The sequence below is a fragment of the uncultured Campylobacter sp. genome, from assembly GCF_937997405.1.
GTDB lineage: Bacteria > Campylobacterota > Campylobacteria > Campylobacterales > Campylobacteraceae > Campylobacter_B.
In genome coordinates, this window is record NZ_CALKTL010000140.1 from 15216 (window position 1) to 30894 (window position 15679).

General features: G+C 44.5%; 13 protein-coding genes and 1 tRNA gene. 12 read left to right on the forward strand and 2 right to left on the reverse strand.

Annotation, left to right across the window (positions count from 1 at the left end; genetic code table 11):
• The first annotated feature begins 363 nt into the window (after positions 1–363).
• The 8 genes from Q0372_RS07470 to Q0372_RS07505 all read left to right on the forward strand — a co-directional run bounded on the left by Q0372_RS07470 (position 364) and on the right by Q0372_RS07505 (position 11396).
• Entirely contained in the window at positions 364–1089 is a 726-nt protein-coding gene (locus tag Q0372_RS07470; RefSeq protein WP_297894445.1) for a response regulator transcription factor, read from the forward strand.
• A 275-nt stretch (positions 1090–1364) separates the two neighbouring features.
• Entirely contained in the window at positions 1365–4256 is a 2892-nt protein-coding gene (locus Q0372_RS07475; protein ID WP_298104482.1) for a PD-(D/E)XK nuclease family protein, read from the forward strand.
• Complete coding sequence (locus tag Q0372_RS07480; protein WP_298104486.1) at positions 4243–7161, forward strand: RecB-like helicase; 2919 nt, start codon at positions 4243–4245, stop codon at positions 7159–7161. The genes Q0372_RS07475 and Q0372_RS07480 overlap by 14 nt, the downstream gene beginning before the upstream one ends.
• Before the next feature lie 115 nt (positions 7162–7276).
• Positions 7277–7702, forward strand: a complete 426-nt coding sequence (gene rplM / locus Q0372_RS07485; protein WP_005869672.1) for a 50S ribosomal protein L13 — start codon at positions 7277–7279, stop codon at positions 7700–7702.
• Positions 7703–7704: 2 nt separating this feature from the next.
• Positions 7705–8094: a 30S ribosomal protein S9 gene (rpsI, locus tag Q0372_RS07490; RefSeq protein WP_005869670.1), complete on the forward strand. Its 390-nt coding sequence runs from the start codon at positions 7705–7707 to the stop codon at positions 8092–8094.
• A 102-nt stretch (positions 8095–8196) separates the two neighbouring features.
• On the forward strand, positions 8197–9216 hold the full coding sequence (locus tag Q0372_RS07495) for an OmpA family protein (RefSeq protein WP_298104489.1): 1020 nt from the start codon (positions 8197–8199) through the stop codon (positions 9214–9216).
• 66 nt (positions 9217–9282) lie between these two features.
• Positions 9283–10341, forward strand: a complete 1059-nt coding sequence (locus tag Q0372_RS07500) for an HAD family hydrolase (RefSeq protein ID WP_298104492.1) — start codon at positions 9283–9285, stop codon at positions 10339–10341.
• A gap of 981 nt (positions 10342–11322) precedes the next feature.
• Positions 11323–11396, forward strand: a tRNA-Gln gene (locus Q0372_RS07505).
• A 165-nt stretch (positions 11397–11561) separates the two neighbouring features.
• Here Q0372_RS07505 and Q0372_RS07510 read toward each other — a convergent pair.
• Together Q0372_RS07510 and Q0372_RS07515 are read right to left on the reverse strand one after the other, a co-directional pair.
• Complete coding sequence (locus Q0372_RS07510; protein WP_298104494.1) at positions 11562–12023, reverse strand: DUF411 domain-containing protein; 462 nt, start codon at positions 12021–12023, stop codon at positions 11562–11564.
• Positions 12024–12181: 158 nt separating this feature from the next.
• Complete coding sequence (locus Q0372_RS07515) at positions 12182–12610, reverse strand: hypothetical protein (RefSeq protein ID WP_298104495.1); 429 nt, start codon at positions 12608–12610, stop codon at positions 12182–12184.
• 220 nt (positions 12611–12830) lie between these two features.
• Between Q0372_RS07515 and rplU the strand changes: the two genes are divergently transcribed.
• The 4 genes from rplU to Q0372_RS07535 all read left to right on the forward strand — a co-directional run bounded on the left by rplU (position 12831) and on the right by Q0372_RS07535 (position 15668).
• Positions 12831–13139 carry a 50S ribosomal protein L21 gene (rplU, locus tag Q0372_RS07520; RefSeq protein WP_040303368.1) on the forward strand — a complete coding sequence of 103 codons (309 nt, stop codon included), beginning with the start codon at positions 12831–12833 and terminating at the stop codon, positions 13137–13139.
• A 10-nt stretch (positions 13140–13149) separates the two neighbouring features.
• Positions 13150–13407 carry a 50S ribosomal protein L27 gene (gene rpmA, locus Q0372_RS07525; protein WP_005869658.1) on the forward strand — a complete coding sequence of 86 codons (258 nt, stop codon included), beginning with the start codon at positions 13150–13152 and terminating at the stop codon, positions 13405–13407.
• Between the two features lie 109 nt (positions 13408–13516).
• A complete protein-coding gene (gene obgE / locus Q0372_RS07530) occupies positions 13517–14572 on the forward strand; it encodes a GTPase ObgE (protein ID WP_298104497.1) in 1056 nt (351 codons plus the stop codon).
• Between the two features lie 22 nt (positions 14573–14594).
• Positions 14595–15668 carry a hypothetical protein gene (locus tag Q0372_RS07535; RefSeq protein ID WP_298104499.1) on the forward strand — a complete coding sequence of 358 codons (1074 nt, stop codon included), beginning with the start codon at positions 14595–14597 and terminating at the stop codon, positions 15666–15668.
• The last annotated feature ends 11 nt before the right edge of the window (positions 15669–15679 follow it).

The window sequence follows — 15679 nt, forward strand, 5'->3', positions numbered from 1 at the left end:
TTGACGCAATTTTGCCAGTTATGCCCTAGTTTTTGATAAACTATACCTGCCCTTCAAACCTTATCAGCGCTGTTTTATTTCCCTCTAAAAGCCATTTGCCTAAAATAAAATTCCACTCCGCCGCGTAGTGAAATTTTACCTACGCTAGCTTTGAAATTTTACTTTCAGCCGTTCTAAATCTCTTTCGCACCGATAAGATTTAGCTCGCTTTACTTTAAATTTTTGCTCCATTCCTAGGCTACAGTTTTTACTCACACTTGTTTTTTAATCCCGCCCATATTTACACCTAAAATAAGAGTTGTGTTACTTTATAAAATTAAATTTTTAACTTAACATTATTTTAAGCTCAATAAAAGAGAAAATTTGAAAGAATTTCGTTTGAAATTTCGCCTTGAGGGGTCTGCTATGAGCTGCGCTTTAAAAGAGCTGGACGTCTTGCTAGTCGAGGATGATACTAAATTACTAGCCTCGCTGCATAAGGCGTTTGAGGGTATTTTTAACAACGTTTACAATGCCCAAAACGGGCTTGAAGGTGTAAAAAAATTCAAAAAATTTAGTCCTAATCTCGTCATTACCGACATTTTAATGCCGATCGAGGATGGACTAGCGATGATACGTCAGATTAAGCAGATCTTTCCGCATGCCCCTATCGTGGTGCTTAGCGGCTTCAGTAGGGAGGAGCAGCTAAAAGGCGTTATGGAGATTGGCGTCGAGCGGTATTACTTTAAACCGGTAGATATCGCCGCATTTGTGCTAGAGATAAGTGCACTGATGAAGTCTAAGCTGGACTCGGTACGAGTCGTAAATATGGGCGCAGGCTACGTATTTGACGGGCTTCGTCGTATTTTGCTGAAGGATGGCGAGCAGATCGTGCTTACTAAAAAGGAGCTTTCTTTTGTTTCGCTGCTAGCCAGTCGCGTGGGCGAGCTGGTGCTTTACGAGGAGATCAAGCGTTATGTTTGGACTGAAGGAGCCGTGAGTGATACGGCGCTTCGCACCTTCGTCAAGCGTATCCGCGATAAAGTGGGAGGCGAAATCATAAAAAACGTCCCGAGCCTGGGATACAAGATCGAGCTTGAGCCCGCTTAAATTTGATCGCGTTTTTGCCGCTTTGTAATTTACGGAATCCACTCGTAAAATTTTGCGTCGAAATATGCCGCGATTAATGCGGAGCGAGGTAGAATTTTGCGCTCAAAGCGCCACAGATTAAAATTTTACGCTCATCCAACTTACTAAATTTGACTTGATAAAATTTAGCCTCTCAAGCTTTTCAAAAACTTCTTTGCTTAAAAGCCCAAACTAAAAATTTCTTGCTAAAATATCGCAAAATTCCGCGTTCTGCGAATCGCTCTAAAGGATTTGTTTTGAAAAATTTGCCCTCTAAAAATCTCTTTGTCTACACTAGCTCGCGTGCGCTACGCGCGGCGTTGCAAAGCGAGAGCGGCGGCGTGCTGGCGCCTAGGATTACGTTGGCGGAATTCTACGAAAAGGCGCTTTTTGTGCCGGATCTTGTCGCTTGCGGTGAGATAGACCGCGCGCTTTTTATGAAACAAGCGGTAAACGAGAGCAAGCGCGCAGGCGAGAGGCTTAAATTCCCTAGCGAGCTTTACGAGTTTATGCGCAACCGCGAGTATCTTTTCGGCTTTTTCAAGGAGCTTGCGACGGAGCGCGTAAGTATCGATGCGCTCGATCTTAGCGACACCTATGCGTGGTATGCCGAGCATTTTGAAATTCTGCGAGAGCTAGCGGGGGCGTATGCAAGGATTTTGCGCGAGCATGGATTTTACGATGAGATCACGCTGCCTGCGCTTTATGAGCTAAACGAGTCCTATCTGCGCGGATTTGAGCGGATAGAAATCAACATCGACGGCAATCCTAGCGCATTTGAGTTCGAGGTTTTTAAGCGCGCTGCAGAGCTTAGCGAGGTCGTACTGAGCTTTAGAGCCACGACTTTAAATTCCAAGCCCGTGCGCGCAGTGGAGGAGCTTTGCGGCATAAGCCTAGAGTTAGGTTTTGCATATCGCGTAAATCTTGGTACGGGTGAAATTTTAAGCCGAGAGCCGCTAAGCATGGGCGGAGCGGTTGTGTGTAGAGGCTTTGAGCTGCGAAGCTTGCAGGCGAGCTATGTTTTTGAAAAAATTTCATCCTTCGTGCGCACGGGCATCGCGCCGGAGCGCATCGCGGTAATTTTGCCCGACGAGAGCTTTGCCGGCACACTGCGGCTTTACGACGAGCGCATCGCAAGGGCTCGCAGCTCACACCGCATGCTAAATTTTGCGATGGGCGAGAAGCTTAAAGATAGCCTATTTTACGTAACGCTAGAGAAAATTTCGCAGTGTTTAAAAGAAGCGCGCAAGCCAAAATTTGGCGTAGATTACCACGCATTCAAAAGTCCGGATGGAGGATTTTTGGATGCGGAGGATTCCGCGGTACAGCAAAATTTAGCGCTAGGTAATTTCGCTTCTGAGAATTCTGCATCGCAAAATTTCGCACAGCAAAATTCCGCGTTTGATTTCGAAATTTTTTCAAATTCTAAAGCGGATTTAAATTTTATGTCTGCGCGAGAGTTTGAAAATACGGAAAATTTTGAAATTCTGCACGAAATTTCGGCGGAACGCGCGAATAGCGCGGAAGAGCAAAGCTTTTCGCTAGATCTTGCAGAGTTGCAAGAGCCCTTGGAACATGTGCAGCAGCGCGATTATTCAGCTCGTGCAAAACAGCAAGAGAGCCTACGATACTCTATGCAACTGGAGCATATAGAGCTTGAGGAAGAAGATAGGTATTCAAAAAGCCCTGAGCAGCGCGATCGCTTTAGGCGCTCTAAAATACGCGAGGGCGCAGATGAGTATCTGCAGCGCCCAAGCCCACAGGAGCTTGATCTATTTTTTGCGAGTGTGGGCGTGGATGATGCGCTTTTTGGCGAGTTCGCGCGCGATTTTGCAAAGCAAGTAAGCTTCGAGCATTTCGAGGCGCTAATTACCAAGCTCGCCTGTTTACCTAAAATTAGCGACGCGCTGCTGCAAGAAAAGCTAAAAGAGCCGCTATATCTAATTAAAATTTTGCTTCGAAAATTTAAGGACGAAAACCTAAGCTTGGGCAATCTGATCGATCTTTTTTTGTTAGAAATTTCGCGCATTAAGCTTGATGATGTTCGTGGCGGAAAGGTCACGGTAATGGGGCTTTTAGAGAGCCGTGGGCTACAATTTGACGGCGTGATAATCCCTGATTTTAACGATGATCTGGTGCCAAAGCGCAGTAGTGGAGAGATGTTTTTAAACTCTGCTTTGCGCGCTAGAGCAGGGCTCATCAGCCACGCAGATCGCGAAAATTTACAAAGATTTTACTACGACGGCTTGCTAAGAGGCGCTAAAAAAAGCGCGATTTGCTATCTGCAAAGCGTCGAGAAGTTGCCTTCGCGGTTTTTAAAAAGCTTTGAAGTGCAACAAGACGCGGAATTTTCGCAGGAGGATTATTTGCGGCTTTTTGGGCGAGAGGAATTTAAGCCCGCCTTATGCGGACAAGAAGATCCCGTGGCTCGCCATGATTTTTTTGCCGAGGAGCTGTCGTTTTCGCGGCTGGATACGTTTTTAGAATGCAAGAGGAAGTATTATTACCGCTACGTTTTCGGGCTAAAAGAGGGGCTAAAATTTGGCGAGGATAATGCGCTTTTAGGCAAAATTTTACATACGAGTTTTCAGCGTTTATACGAGCGAGCGGGGATGAAATTTAGCATGCAAAAATTTCGCTCTATTTATTCGCAGCTCGCGCGAGAAGCGGGCATCGCGCGCTTTGATGCGGAGCTTGAGCTAAAATCGGTAGAAAAGCTAGCTGGGCTTTTAGAAGGGCACGAGCAAATTTGGAGCTTTAGCGGTAGTGAAGTATCGCTAAAAGGCGAGCTTGATGGAGTGCGGCTGAGCGGGCGGATCGACCGCATCGACGAAGACAAGACAGGACGGAAGTTCATCATCGATTACAAACGTGGTTCAGCTAAAAAACATATGGAAAAATTCCAGCTTACGTTTTATCGCGCGCTTTTAGCCCAGGAGTGCGAATGCGCCTATCTATCGCTAAAAGATTGCGCGTTTACAACTCCTGGCGACAAAACGCCTAGCTTAGAAAACCTACGCGAGACGCTAAGCTCTATCGACAAGGAATTTGCAAGCGAGGTTGCTTTTACGCGTACGCAGGCGGTGCAAAGCTGCGAATACTGCGATTATAAAATCATTTGCAAGGGGCAGATTGATGGCAAAATTTGAAAATTATCTGGCGCTTGAAGCGAGCGCAGGCAGCGGCAAGACCTTCAATCTCGCAGTAAGGTTCATCGAGCTGGTTCTAAAAGGCGAGCCGATCAATGAAATTTTAGCGCTTACCTTCACCAAAAAAGCTGCTGCTGAGATGAAAACGCGTATCGTGGAGAAATTTCAAAATTTGCTGCTTTTGCAGGATGGCTCGCTAAAGCCTAGCGCCGAGCTGGAGCAAATTTGCGCTGATTTAGGACTAAGCGTGGATGAGGTTATGGCAGCTCAAGAACGGCTGAGCCCAAAATTTTTAAGTGAAAGCTTAAATATTTTTACCTTTGATGCGTTTTTTGCAAAAGCTCTGCGCTCCTTTGCGCTAAATAGCGGCATTGACCCAAGCTTTGAAAACGATGAAGGGATTTTGGGTGTGCAGCAGGCGGCGTTTTTAGGCGCGATTTGTAAAAACGAAGCGCTATTAGGAGAGGTCGTGGACTACGTAAGCGACTCAGGAATGACAAAGGGCGAGTTTTTAAATAGCTTACAAAGCATTTGGAGAGGCGATATAAGCATAAATCCGCCCACGCTTCCCGCAAACTCCGCACTGGCAGAGATAAATGAAATTTTATCTCGCTTGCAAAAAGCGGCGAGAGATGCGGGCGTAAGCGCTGGAGCCGTAAATGGGCTAAGCCCTGTTAGCGATCTGTCAAAATTATCCTCTGGTTTCATTCTTTCGGCTCTTGCCAACGGTAGTTTCGATTATCCGCGCTCACAGCTTAAAAAAATTTCGCATCTTGACGGCGAGCTAGTAAGGCTAAAAGACGCCATAGCTCGCGAAATAGCGTGGATGGATGCGACATATGCGGCTAAGCTGGCAGGACTAATTAAAATTTATGCTGAAGCGCTTAAATCGGTGCAGCGCAAAAGCGGCAAGCTCACGTTCGGCGATGTCACCGCAGCCGTGCACTCGCTGCTAAATCCAAGCGCAGAGGCGTTGCAGGGCAACCGCGAGCTTTTGTATTTCAGGCTCGATTCTAAAATCACGCATATTTTAATCGACGAATTCCAAGATACCGACATTTGCCAGTATGAAATCATGCTGCCGCTAATCTCCGAAGCGCTTGCCGGCAAAGGGGCGGAAGAGCGCTGCGGTAGCTTTTTTTACGTAGGCGATAAAAAACAGAGCATCTATAAATTTCGCGGCGCAGAGAGAAAAATTTTTGATATTTTGCGCGAGCAGTTTAGTCAAATCAAAACGCAGAGCCTGCCACGCAATTATCGCAGCTTAAAACTCATTGTAAAATTTGTAAATGAGATTTTGCGCGATAAATTTGCGTCTTATGAAGATCAAATCGCAGCAAATAAGCTAGATAGCGATCTGCCCGCTTCGGTGCTGCAAAAAATCAAGGATTATCCTTTTTCTCATCCGCAAATGCCACTATTTGAGGTGCAAAGCGACGATTACGGCTACGTAGCGGCATTTTCATACGACGACGTGCTAAGGGGGGCTGCGGAGCAAGCGCGCAGGCTTGTTGAGGAGTGCGGCGTAAGAGCTGATGATATTGCGATTTTATGCTGGAAAAACGAGCACGTAAGCGCGCTAAAAGAGATGCTATCAGAATTCTGCGAGGTTTGCAGCGGCTCAAATAAGGCTCTGCGTTGCAGCGAGCAGGTAAATGCCGTAATTCAATACGCGAAATTTTGCGTAGGTGGCGATGAAATTTATCTGCGAAACGCCGAAGCGATTTTGGGTAGGTGGCTTAAAAAGATAGCGGTCGATCTGCATAAAAATGCGCAAAAAACGGCAGAATTTATCGCTAGCGCGCTGAAGTTAAATTTTGTCGATCCGGATCTGCTGCTGTTTTTTGAGACGCTGGCAAAATTTAATAGTTTTAGCGAGTATCTGTTTGCAAACGACGAAACGGAGGTATTTGCTAAGGAAGAAAGCGGCATTAAAATTATGACCGTGCATAAGTCCAAGGGGCTTCAGTTCCCACACGTAATCGTTTGCGACCGCATCGGAGGAAAAGACCGGGGCGAGAGCTCAAAGCTTGCGACGGACTATGATTTTGCCACGCATAAGTGGAGGATTTTTTATAAATTTGCGAGCAGAAAGAGCCTGGATGCGGAATTCGCGGTGCTAATGGATGAAAACGATCGCTCTGCACATGAAGAGGATATAAATAAGCTCTATGTGGCATTTACCCGCGCCGAACGCTCGCTCATCATCGTAAAACGCTCCGAGGCAAAAATAGATCAATACAATTATAGCTTTTTTTCGCCTTACGCCAAAAAGACTAAGGGCGCGGGCGTCGTGGAGTGGCTGGATATCCCGGATTTTCAATACGGCTACGTAATCCCAAGCTCCGTAAAATCAGAAGAGAAACCGCCGCGCAAAAAGATCGCGCTTGTAGCGGGCGAGCCTCAAGGCGCGCAAGAAAAGGCAAGCGGCGGCGAAGCGGAGGCGCTAAGCGCGATATATTTCGGCGAGGCGCTGCACTATGCTTTGGAGATGAGCGAAGGATTTGCGGCGGATGAAATTTTACGAGGAGTAGGCTTGGCAAGAGGTCGCTACACTAAATTTTTAAATGATGCGGATTTTGAAAATATCGCGGCGCGGGCGCTCGGCCTAAGCAAAAACGAGGAATTTTTAGCTCTAATAAAGGGCGCTCAAGCTTATAAAGAGATGCCGATCAAAAGCGCGGAGGGTGAGCTTTTGCGCGTGGATCTGGCGTGCTTTGGGCAGGATGAAATTTTGCTTTTTGATTACAAAAGCTCCGAAAAATACCTCGCGCAAAACAAAGCTCAAGTGACGCGATATAAAAGCGTGATCCGCGAATTTTATCCGCATGCGCGGGTGCGCGCCTTCGTGCTGGTTCTAGAAGCTGCGGGCGCTAGGTTGATCGAAGTAAATGAGGAGGGATAAAATTTTAAAGCTTAGATGAAATTTGAGCGCAGATAGATTAAAGATAGCTTAAATTAAGCTATACATAAGGATATTTCTATATAATCACAGCTCAAATTTTAATAAGGCGGAAACCATGACAGAAATTACAAAGCCTAGCGAAGTTAAGCGCGACTGGGTCGTTATCGACGCGACCGACAAAAGATTCGGTAGGATGCTTACCGAAGTTGCGGTATTGCTACGCGGCAAACACAAACCAAGCTATACTCCAAACGTGGATTGCGGAGACTACGTCGTTATCATAAACGCTTCAAAAGCCGTATTTACCGGCAATAACAAAGGCGACGACAAGCTTTATCACAGCTACTCGGGCTATTTCGGAAGCGTAAAGAGCGTGAAATTTCAAGACCTGCTTAAAAATAATCCCGCAAAACTCTATAGACTTGCGGTTCGCGGTATGCTTCCTAAGACGAAGCTTGGCAAGGCGATGATCAAAAAGCTATTCGTATATGAAGGCGGCGAGCACCCTCATACTGCACAAACAACTAAAAAAGGAAAATAATCATGGCGACAATTTATGCAACCGGAAAGAGAAAAACTGCCGTAGCTAAGGTTTGGGTAAAACCTGGAAGCGGCAAGATCGTAGTAAACGGTATGGATCTAAACACCTGGCTAGGCGGTCACGAAGCGATCAAGCTAAGGGTTGTTCAGCCGCTTTTGGCGACTAAACAAGAGACCTCGATGGATATCACCGCGCAGACTTTAGGCGGCGGATATTCGGCTCAAGCAGATGCGCTAAAGCACGGAATTTCAAAAGCGCTTGCCGCGATGGATAAGGATTTTAGAGCGGCTCTTAAGCCGAAAGGTCTGCTAACTCGCGATAGCCGCGTGGTCGAGCGAAAGAAATTCGGTCGCCGCAAAGCGCGCAGAAGCCCGCAATTTTCAAAGAGGTAATGGTTTTTTTACAAAATTTGCGGCAAAATTGTCGTATATTTGTAAATTCTTTAAAAATTTTATGGTAATATCGAATTACAACTTTATTTGAAAGGATGTTTAATGAAGAAAGTTCTACTTGCATTAAGCTTATGTGCATCTAGTGCGTTGCTCGCTAGCGATGCTGATTATCACTGGGAGATTACCCCTACTGTTGGCGGAATGACTCATGAGGGAAATATGGATTTGGATTCGAATTTTATGTTCGGTCTACGCCTTGCTAAAAACCTACAAGATTCGTTTATCGATCAAGTAGAGGTTGGTTTTGATTACTCTCGCAATATCGGCGTAGAGGATTTGGCTCATAGAGTAGGCAACGACAAGCCTGATGCTAAATACTATCACATCAATGCTGTAAAAGACTTGGTAAATTTCACCGATAATTTCAAATTATACGGCTTGCTAGGTCTTGGCTATATGGATTACACTAAAGACGTTTACAACGATGGCGATCAAGATAGCGGCTTCGGTCAATACGGCTTGGGTCTAAAATACTACATTACCGACAATTTTGCTACAAAACTTGAAGCACGCGATGCTATCAGATTTGACGACGGCAACCACGTATTGTTCTATACTCTAGGCTTTGCAGTTGATTTTGGCAAGAGATATGCTGACGCAGCTCCAGTTGCTCCGGCTCCTGCAGGTTGCAAAGATGCAGATAACGACGGCGTATGCGATAATGTCGATAGATGCCCAGGCACACCTGCTGGCGTAGTTGTAGATGAATATGGTTGCGAGAAAGTTATTAGATTAAATTTGGGTGTAAATTTCGCTACAGATAGCTCAAAAATTTCTCCTGAGTTTATGAACCAGATCAAAAACGTAAGCGACGTGCTAGTAGCTCACCCTGATTACAAAGTAATCCTAGAGGGTCACACCGATAGCACCGGCTCGAATGCATATAATCAAAAGCTTTCCGAGCGCAGAGCTGCTGCAGTTGGAGGGGCGCTTAAGAGCTTCGGCGTAGATGCTAGCAGAATCACCACTGTAGGATATGGTGAGACTAAGCCTATCGCTACAAACGCTACTAAAGCAGGCCGCGCTCAAAATAGACGCGTTGATGCTAAATTTAGAAAATAATCTTTTCTAGATCCACATAAGCGGAGCTTCGGCTCCGCTTTTTTTATATCCAAATTAAATTTCAAAATGCCAAAATTCCAAACCACTCTGCTTTTTGATCTCGATGGTACGCTCATAGACTCCACGCCCGCGATACTGGATGGCTTTCACTACGCGTTTGCGCATTTGGGTGCTGCGGAGCCTAGCGACGAAGCGATTAAAAGGCTTATCGGGCATCCGTTAGAGGTAATGTTTGAGCGTCTAGGCGTGACGCGCGATGTGCAGAATTTCGTGCTCGCCTACAAACAGCGATACGCGCAAACTTTTTTGGATCAGACCGTTCTGCTAAGCGGTGCGTTCGAAGCGGTTCGTGCGGCGAGCGAGTTTGCAAACTTAGGCGTCGTGACGACCAAGACGTCGAAATTTTCTAAAATTTTATTGCAGCATCTGGGTATTGCGAAATTTTTTGGCACCATCGTCGGGCGAGAGGATGTGCAAAACCCCAAACCAAGCGCCGAACCAATCTTAAAGGCGCTCGAAAATTTAGGAATTTGCGGCGCGACCGCTAGCCAAAGCCCGCATGCGGCTTGCGGTAAAACTCACGACGCGACTGCCGATGAAAATACAAGCGCTGCTAGCAGGAACGCGATTTTGAGTGAAATTTCAGCGCCTGATTTAAAGAGCCTTCCTGCGCTTGATCCTGATCCTAGCAAAGTTTGCGAGCAAAATTTAAGCAGCATTGCAAGTCAAAATCCCGATAGAATTTCGTTTAAAAATTTAAGCGAAGCGATTGGTGTTAAATACAAAGCTGGCGATAATAGCCAAAAGAGCGGTGTGGGCATCGAGGGCGAGAGCGATAAAGGCGGAGCGCGCGGCAGTAAAATTTATGATGCGCATGAGCTAAATTCCACTCCTTGTTATGACAAAATTTGCAGTGACGAGATTCTGCCTTCTGTAAGCCAAAATATCTTTATGATCGGCGATACGTCGCTTGACGCCATTTCGGCAAAGTCGGCAGCGGTGCGAAGCGTGGGCGTAAGCTGCGGTTACGGCAGTGCCTCGGAGCTACGGGCGCATTTCGAGTTCGTATGCGCGGACGCAAAAGAGGCGATTGAGTTGATACGCGAAATTTCATCGAAATTTTAGGCGCGACGGAGCGAAATTTTACCTAGTTTTGATGCGCTATTTTTGCAAATATTTAAGCGAATTCGCGCTCGAGATTTAAAATTCCAATTATTCGCATTTTAAACAGCGCGCGATATAAATGTCCGCGCTATTTAGTTGGAGGGGTAAAGCGCTTTCTAAGTGTTCAAACGATGCGCGGAGTTAAATTCCGCATATTTCTGCTCTGGTCTAGCAATAGCCCGTGCCATATTAACGATATATGAGAGATTTCACTTTGTTCGTCGTGCTTGATTTGATTCGTCAATATTCGGTATTAACGACGTATAGGAAAATTTTGCTACCTCGAGTAATTGTGTTCTATTCACTTTCGGTTTGTATTAACACAATGTACTGGAAAATCTTGCCGTAGCCAAATTTTACGCAATTTTACAATATCTTTTGAGCCTGCGAACGGCCTTTGCAAGAAATTTTATGCAAGCTTCACACTCAAATTCTGGCTTTGATTTTAGTTTAGACCCCGCCTAATCGCGATAAATTCTATGCTCCGCTTGAGGCAAGTATTTGGTAAGACTTTTTTTGTGCGATCTTGCCGCAAGTCTATTTGGCGCTTATTTTGGGCGCCGTATTTGGGTTTTGTCGCAATTATGCTCGCTACGGATTTTCGGTGTGATTTATAGCATTTAAGGCCGCGCCCGCGCCCAGCGAGCACTAAACATATATGTTTTGAAGACAGGCTTATATACTAAAATTTCATCCTGCGACAAATAGCTCGCAAAGGCGTAAATATAGGATAAACTAGCCAAATTTTAAAATTTAGCTCCGCGGCGAGTAGCCATATTCTTTTATCGAAGCCTATGAAAGCAGCGTTAGCTTTTGCGTTTGAATTTTATCATTTCGGCGCAGCAGGGCTTTAAATTTAATCTAAAATTTTGCAAAATTTTAAAATTCCGCCCGCTCTTATGCTTTTTTAAAGCAAAATTCTATAAAATACCGCTTCCGCAATGGGCTATCGTCTAATGGCAGGACAACAAACTCTGGATTTGTGAATATAGGTTCGACCCCTATTAGCCCATCCACTTAAATTTTTTAATCCCCTTTATCATAGCTAGCATTTGAAATTAATTTGCGCGTCATTTTTGCAGATCGTGGCAGCATTCGCCGGCTAAGGCAAATTGCATCGAGCCATAAATAGGCAAAATTTTATCGAGCTAATAAGTAAGTTGCCGCTTTAAAGCGGTGGATTATTTGATTTTTTTTCTGCCTTTGTAAGTGGCGATGCTTTGATACGAGCCATCCTTTTTAAACGCCACCACGTCATAGATCTCGGGCTGAGAGCCTTGCTCCATACCTGGTGCTTCTAGTGGCATGCCAGGTACTGCTATGCCGATAACGTCTTTAGGCTTATTTTTTAGTAACGTGCGGATTTCGCCTACTGGCATATGCCCCTCGATTACATACCCGTCTATGATCGCGGTGTGGCAGCTAGCGAGCTCTAGCGGAAGCCCAAGCTCATTCTTTTTCTGAATAAGCGGCTCGTCAGCCAGCGAAATCATCTCGACTTCAAATCCGTTTTGCTCCATGTATTTTGCCCAGTTGTGACAACAGCCGCAACTCTCGCCGTGATAGACCTTGACATGTTCGCTCGCCGCCGCATAGCTACCTAATGCCGCTAAAAGCGCACCTACAAATAAAATTTTCTTCATATTTTGCCCCAGTGATTAAAAGTCCTCGATTATACAATACGTATAGTAAATTTTTAAGAGCGAACCATATAACTCTAAGATTAAATTTGACGAAGCAGACCCGCTCGTAAGCCGAAATTTTACAAAATTTTAAAATTTCGGCGTCGCGGATAAGTTGGTTATAGGCACTGAGAGAGTGCTGATTTAATAGCGGATTTTGATACGTAGCCTTCCGAGTCGCTGGTAAGTGATACGTCGCAGCCTGGCTTATAGTTTTTCCAGGTGTAGATATTGCCATTGTCTTCGGTTGTTTTGATGGAGTCTGGCTGTTTATTCCACGCAGAAATTACTTGATTGATATGAAATGCATCGCTGCGGTTTTTCGGCGCATTAGTCATACCTGTGCTATCGGGCAAGGTCGTTTCGACCATATCGGTGGTGCCTGCGGTGGAAACCTCTTGGACTTTATCATTTACGCCGCCGATATTTGTTTTGCTGCTTTGGGATTTTGTTTGATTGCGTACTCCGCTTGGTTCGTTGGATATATTCCAGTTGGAACAACCGATAAAAAATACCGCTGCTACGAGCGCAGCTATTAAATTTCTCATAAAATTCTCCTTCAAAAATTTCGTTGCGATAGTAGCACATTTATCTTTAGTTTAAAATAAATCCGAGCCCTTGAAATTTGAAATTTCGTAGGAATTTTGTGAGGCGTTTCAGTAGGAATTTATAAAATTTGAGATAATATTGCAACTTTTCATACCAAACGGGCTTTTAAATTTTGCACGGCAAATGCCTTTTTGGCTACCAAATTTTAAAGGATTTTTGATGTATGCTATCATCAAACACGGCGGCAAGCAGTATAAGGTCGAAGAGGGCAACTACCTAAATTTAGACCATTTTAATGCTGAGCCGAAAGCAAAGCTCGAACTTAGCGAAGTTTTAGCGCTAAACGACGGCGAGTTAAAGGTAGGAGCACCGTTCGTAAAGGGTGCCAAGGTGGTTTTGGAAGTCGTTTGCGAGGGCAAAGATAAAAAAGTCGTTATCTTCAAAAAACGCAGACGTAAAGATTCAAAAGTAAAACGCGGCTTCAGACGCCAATACACCCGCGTCAAAGTCGTTTCGATTAACGCATAAAGGATAGGAAATGGCACACAAAAAAGGTCAAGGCTCAACCCAAAATAATAGAGATAGTATCGGACGCCGCTTGGGCGTCAAAAAATTTGGCGGCGAGTTCGTTCGCGCAGGCAACATCATCATCCGCCAGCGCGGCACTGCGACGCACCCGGGTTGCAACGTAGGCATGGGTAACGATCACACTATTTTCGCGCTGATCGACGGCGTCGTAAAATTTGAGCGAAAAGATAAAAATCGCAAAAAAGTATCGGTTTATCCAGCCGCGTAATTACCGCTAAATCTTCGGGGGCGCAAGCCCCTCTTTTAAAATTTCATCCGTTTAAAAATTATCTTCAACTCATTTGGCTATAATTGCCGTTTAAAATTTAAGGATAGCTATGTTCATAGACAGCGTAAAATTTAGCGTCAAATCAGGCGACGGCGGCGCAGGTTGCGTTAGCTTCCGCCGCGAAAAATTCGTCATCTTAGGCGGTCCCGACGGCGGCGACGGCGGCGACGGCGGCGACGTGTATTTTAGGGTTGATAAAAATTCCCACACCCTCTCATCCTATAAGGGCAAGCGTGAGTTTAAAGCGCAAAACGGCGCGCCCGGCGAGGGTCGCAAAAAGACCGGCAAAAGCGGCGAGGATCTCTATCTCATCGTCCCTCCAGGCACCAGCGTTTACGACGAGGATAGTGGCGAGCTGGTGCTTGATATGCTAAATGACGGCGAGACGAGGCTATTTTTAAAAGGCGGCAAAGGCGGGCTTGGCAACGTGCACTTTAAAAGCTCGATTAACCAAGTCCCAGAATACGCGCAAAAAGGCCTAGAGGGGCAGACGCGCGAGGTGCGCTTGGAGCTAAAACTCATCGCTGACGTGGGGCTCGTAGGCTTTCCAAACGTGGGCAAAAGCACGCTAATCTCGACCGTCTCAAACGCTAAACCTCAGATCGCAAACTACGAGTTTACCACGCTCACGCCAAAGCTCGGTCTAGTCGAGGTGGACGAATACAGCGGCTTTGTCATGGCCGATATCCCGGGCATTATCGAGGGTGCTAGCGAAGGGCGCGGGCTTGGCGTGCAGTTTTTAAAACACGTCGAGCGCACGAAAATTTTGCTTTTTATGCTCGATCTTGCGAACTACCGCAGCCTTGAGGAGCAGTTTGACGCGCTGAGGGCCGAGACGGCGAAATTTTCAGGCGAGCTTGCAAAAAGAGACTACGCGATCGCTCTAACTCGCGCGGACGCGGCCGAAAATTTGCAGGAAAAATTTTACGCGTTTTTGTCGCATTTGGGGCTTGCGGGTACGGCTGGCGAGATGAAATTTAAACAAGATATTTATGAGCTTGACGCCTCTAAGCCGTTTTTTGTAATGCCGATATCTTCGGCGACTGGGCAAAATATAAACGAGCTAAAATTTAACCTGCTTGAGTTGCTTAAAAAAGAGTTATAATATTTTTATTAAGGATTATAAAATGAGCATTGGTTCAGAGTGGAATAAATGGGATTTACATATTCATACGCCATTATCTATTGTTCAGCATTATGGCAATGATACTGAAGAAGTGTGGGAGAAATATATTAAAGACATAGAAAATCTACCTCCTGAATTTAAAGTTTTAGGCATTAATGACTATCTTTTTCTTGACGGTTATGAAAGGCTAAAAAAAGAAAAGGAACAAAATGGTAGATTGCGAAATATAAATCTTATGCTACCCGTTATTGAATTTAGGATAGAAAAATTTGCAGGTGTAGAATTTAGTGGTTTAAAAAGAATAAACTTACATGTAATTTTTTCAGATAAATTAAATATCGAAACTATTAAAAGTCAATTCTTAAATACATTAGAGCAGAGTTATTCTATCGAAAGTAATTCTGAAAAATGGCATAGAGCAATTACTAAAGATAGCCTAAGAGATTTGGGGCAAAAAATTATCGATAGTGCACCAGAAGAACAAAAGCAAAAATACCAAAGCCCATTAATAGAGGGCTTTAATAACTTAAATATTAAAGAAGATGATATTTTTAAGGCACTTGACAAAGATTGTTTTGTAGGAAAATATCTTATAGCAATAGGCAAGACAGAATGGGATGAATTAAAATGGTCGGAAAGTTCTATTGTAACTAAAAAAGATATAATAAATAAATCAGATATAATATTTACTTCCGCAAAAAGCATTGAAGCATTCAATAAAGCAAAAAGCAAACTCAAAGAATGTGGTGTTAAAGATTTATTATTAGATTGCAGCGATGCACATTATTTCTCTAATAGTAGCGAAAAAGATAGGATTGGAAAATGCTATACTTGGATTAAGGCAGATACAACTTTTGAAGGTTTGAAGCAAGTAATTTACGAGCCCACAAGGATATACATTGGAGAAAATAAACCACAGGCGGCTATCTATAAAATCAGTCCAATTACAATTAATATTTTAACCAAAAGATTCTTTTTCTCTAAATCCCACTTTGGAGAATTATTTTTATGGTTTTTCTCCAAATTTTTACCTTCGTCTACTGTCAAAATAGCGTCATTTTTTTCTGCCAGTTAATCTCACTCCTT

What these genes read in the sequence shown, in the direction of transcription:
- Q0372_RS07500 (WP_298104492.1), top strand. Translation starts at nt 9,283, where the DNA reads ATGCCAAAATTCCAAACCACTCTGCTTTTTGATCTCGATGGTACGCTC.
- rplM (WP_005869672.1), top strand. Translation starts at nt 7,277, where the DNA reads ATGACAGAAATTACAAAGCCTAGCGAAGTTAAGCGCGACTGGGTCGTT.
- rpsI (WP_005869670.1), top strand. Translation starts at nt 7,705, where the DNA reads ATGGCGACAATTTATGCAACCGGAAAGAGAAAAACTGCCGTAGCTAAG.
- rpmA (WP_005869658.1), top strand. Translation starts at nt 13,150, where the DNA reads ATGGCACACAAAAAAGGTCAAGGCTCAACCCAAAATAATAGAGATAGT.
- Q0372_RS07510 (WP_298104494.1), bottom strand. Translation starts at nt 12,023, where the DNA reads ATGAAGAAAATTTTATTTGTAGGTGCGCTTTTAGCGGCATTAGGTAGC.
- Q0372_RS07480 (WP_298104486.1), top strand. Translation starts at nt 4,243, where the DNA reads ATGGCAAAATTTGAAAATTATCTGGCGCTTGAAGCGAGCGCAGGCAGC.
- Q0372_RS07495 (WP_298104489.1), top strand. Translation starts at nt 8,197, where the DNA reads ATGAAGAAAGTTCTACTTGCATTAAGCTTATGTGCATCTAGTGCGTTG.
- Q0372_RS07515 (WP_298104495.1), bottom strand. Translation starts at nt 12,610, where the DNA reads ATGAGAAATTTAATAGCTGCGCTCGTAGCAGCGGTATTTTTTATCGGT.
- obgE (WP_298104497.1), top strand. Translation starts at nt 13,517, where the DNA reads ATGTTCATAGACAGCGTAAAATTTAGCGTCAAATCAGGCGACGGCGGC.
- rplU (WP_040303368.1), top strand. Translation starts at nt 12,831, where the DNA reads ATGTATGCTATCATCAAACACGGCGGCAAGCAGTATAAGGTCGAAGAG.
- Q0372_RS07535 (WP_298104499.1), top strand. Translation starts at nt 14,595, where the DNA reads ATGAGCATTGGTTCAGAGTGGAATAAATGGGATTTACATATTCATACG.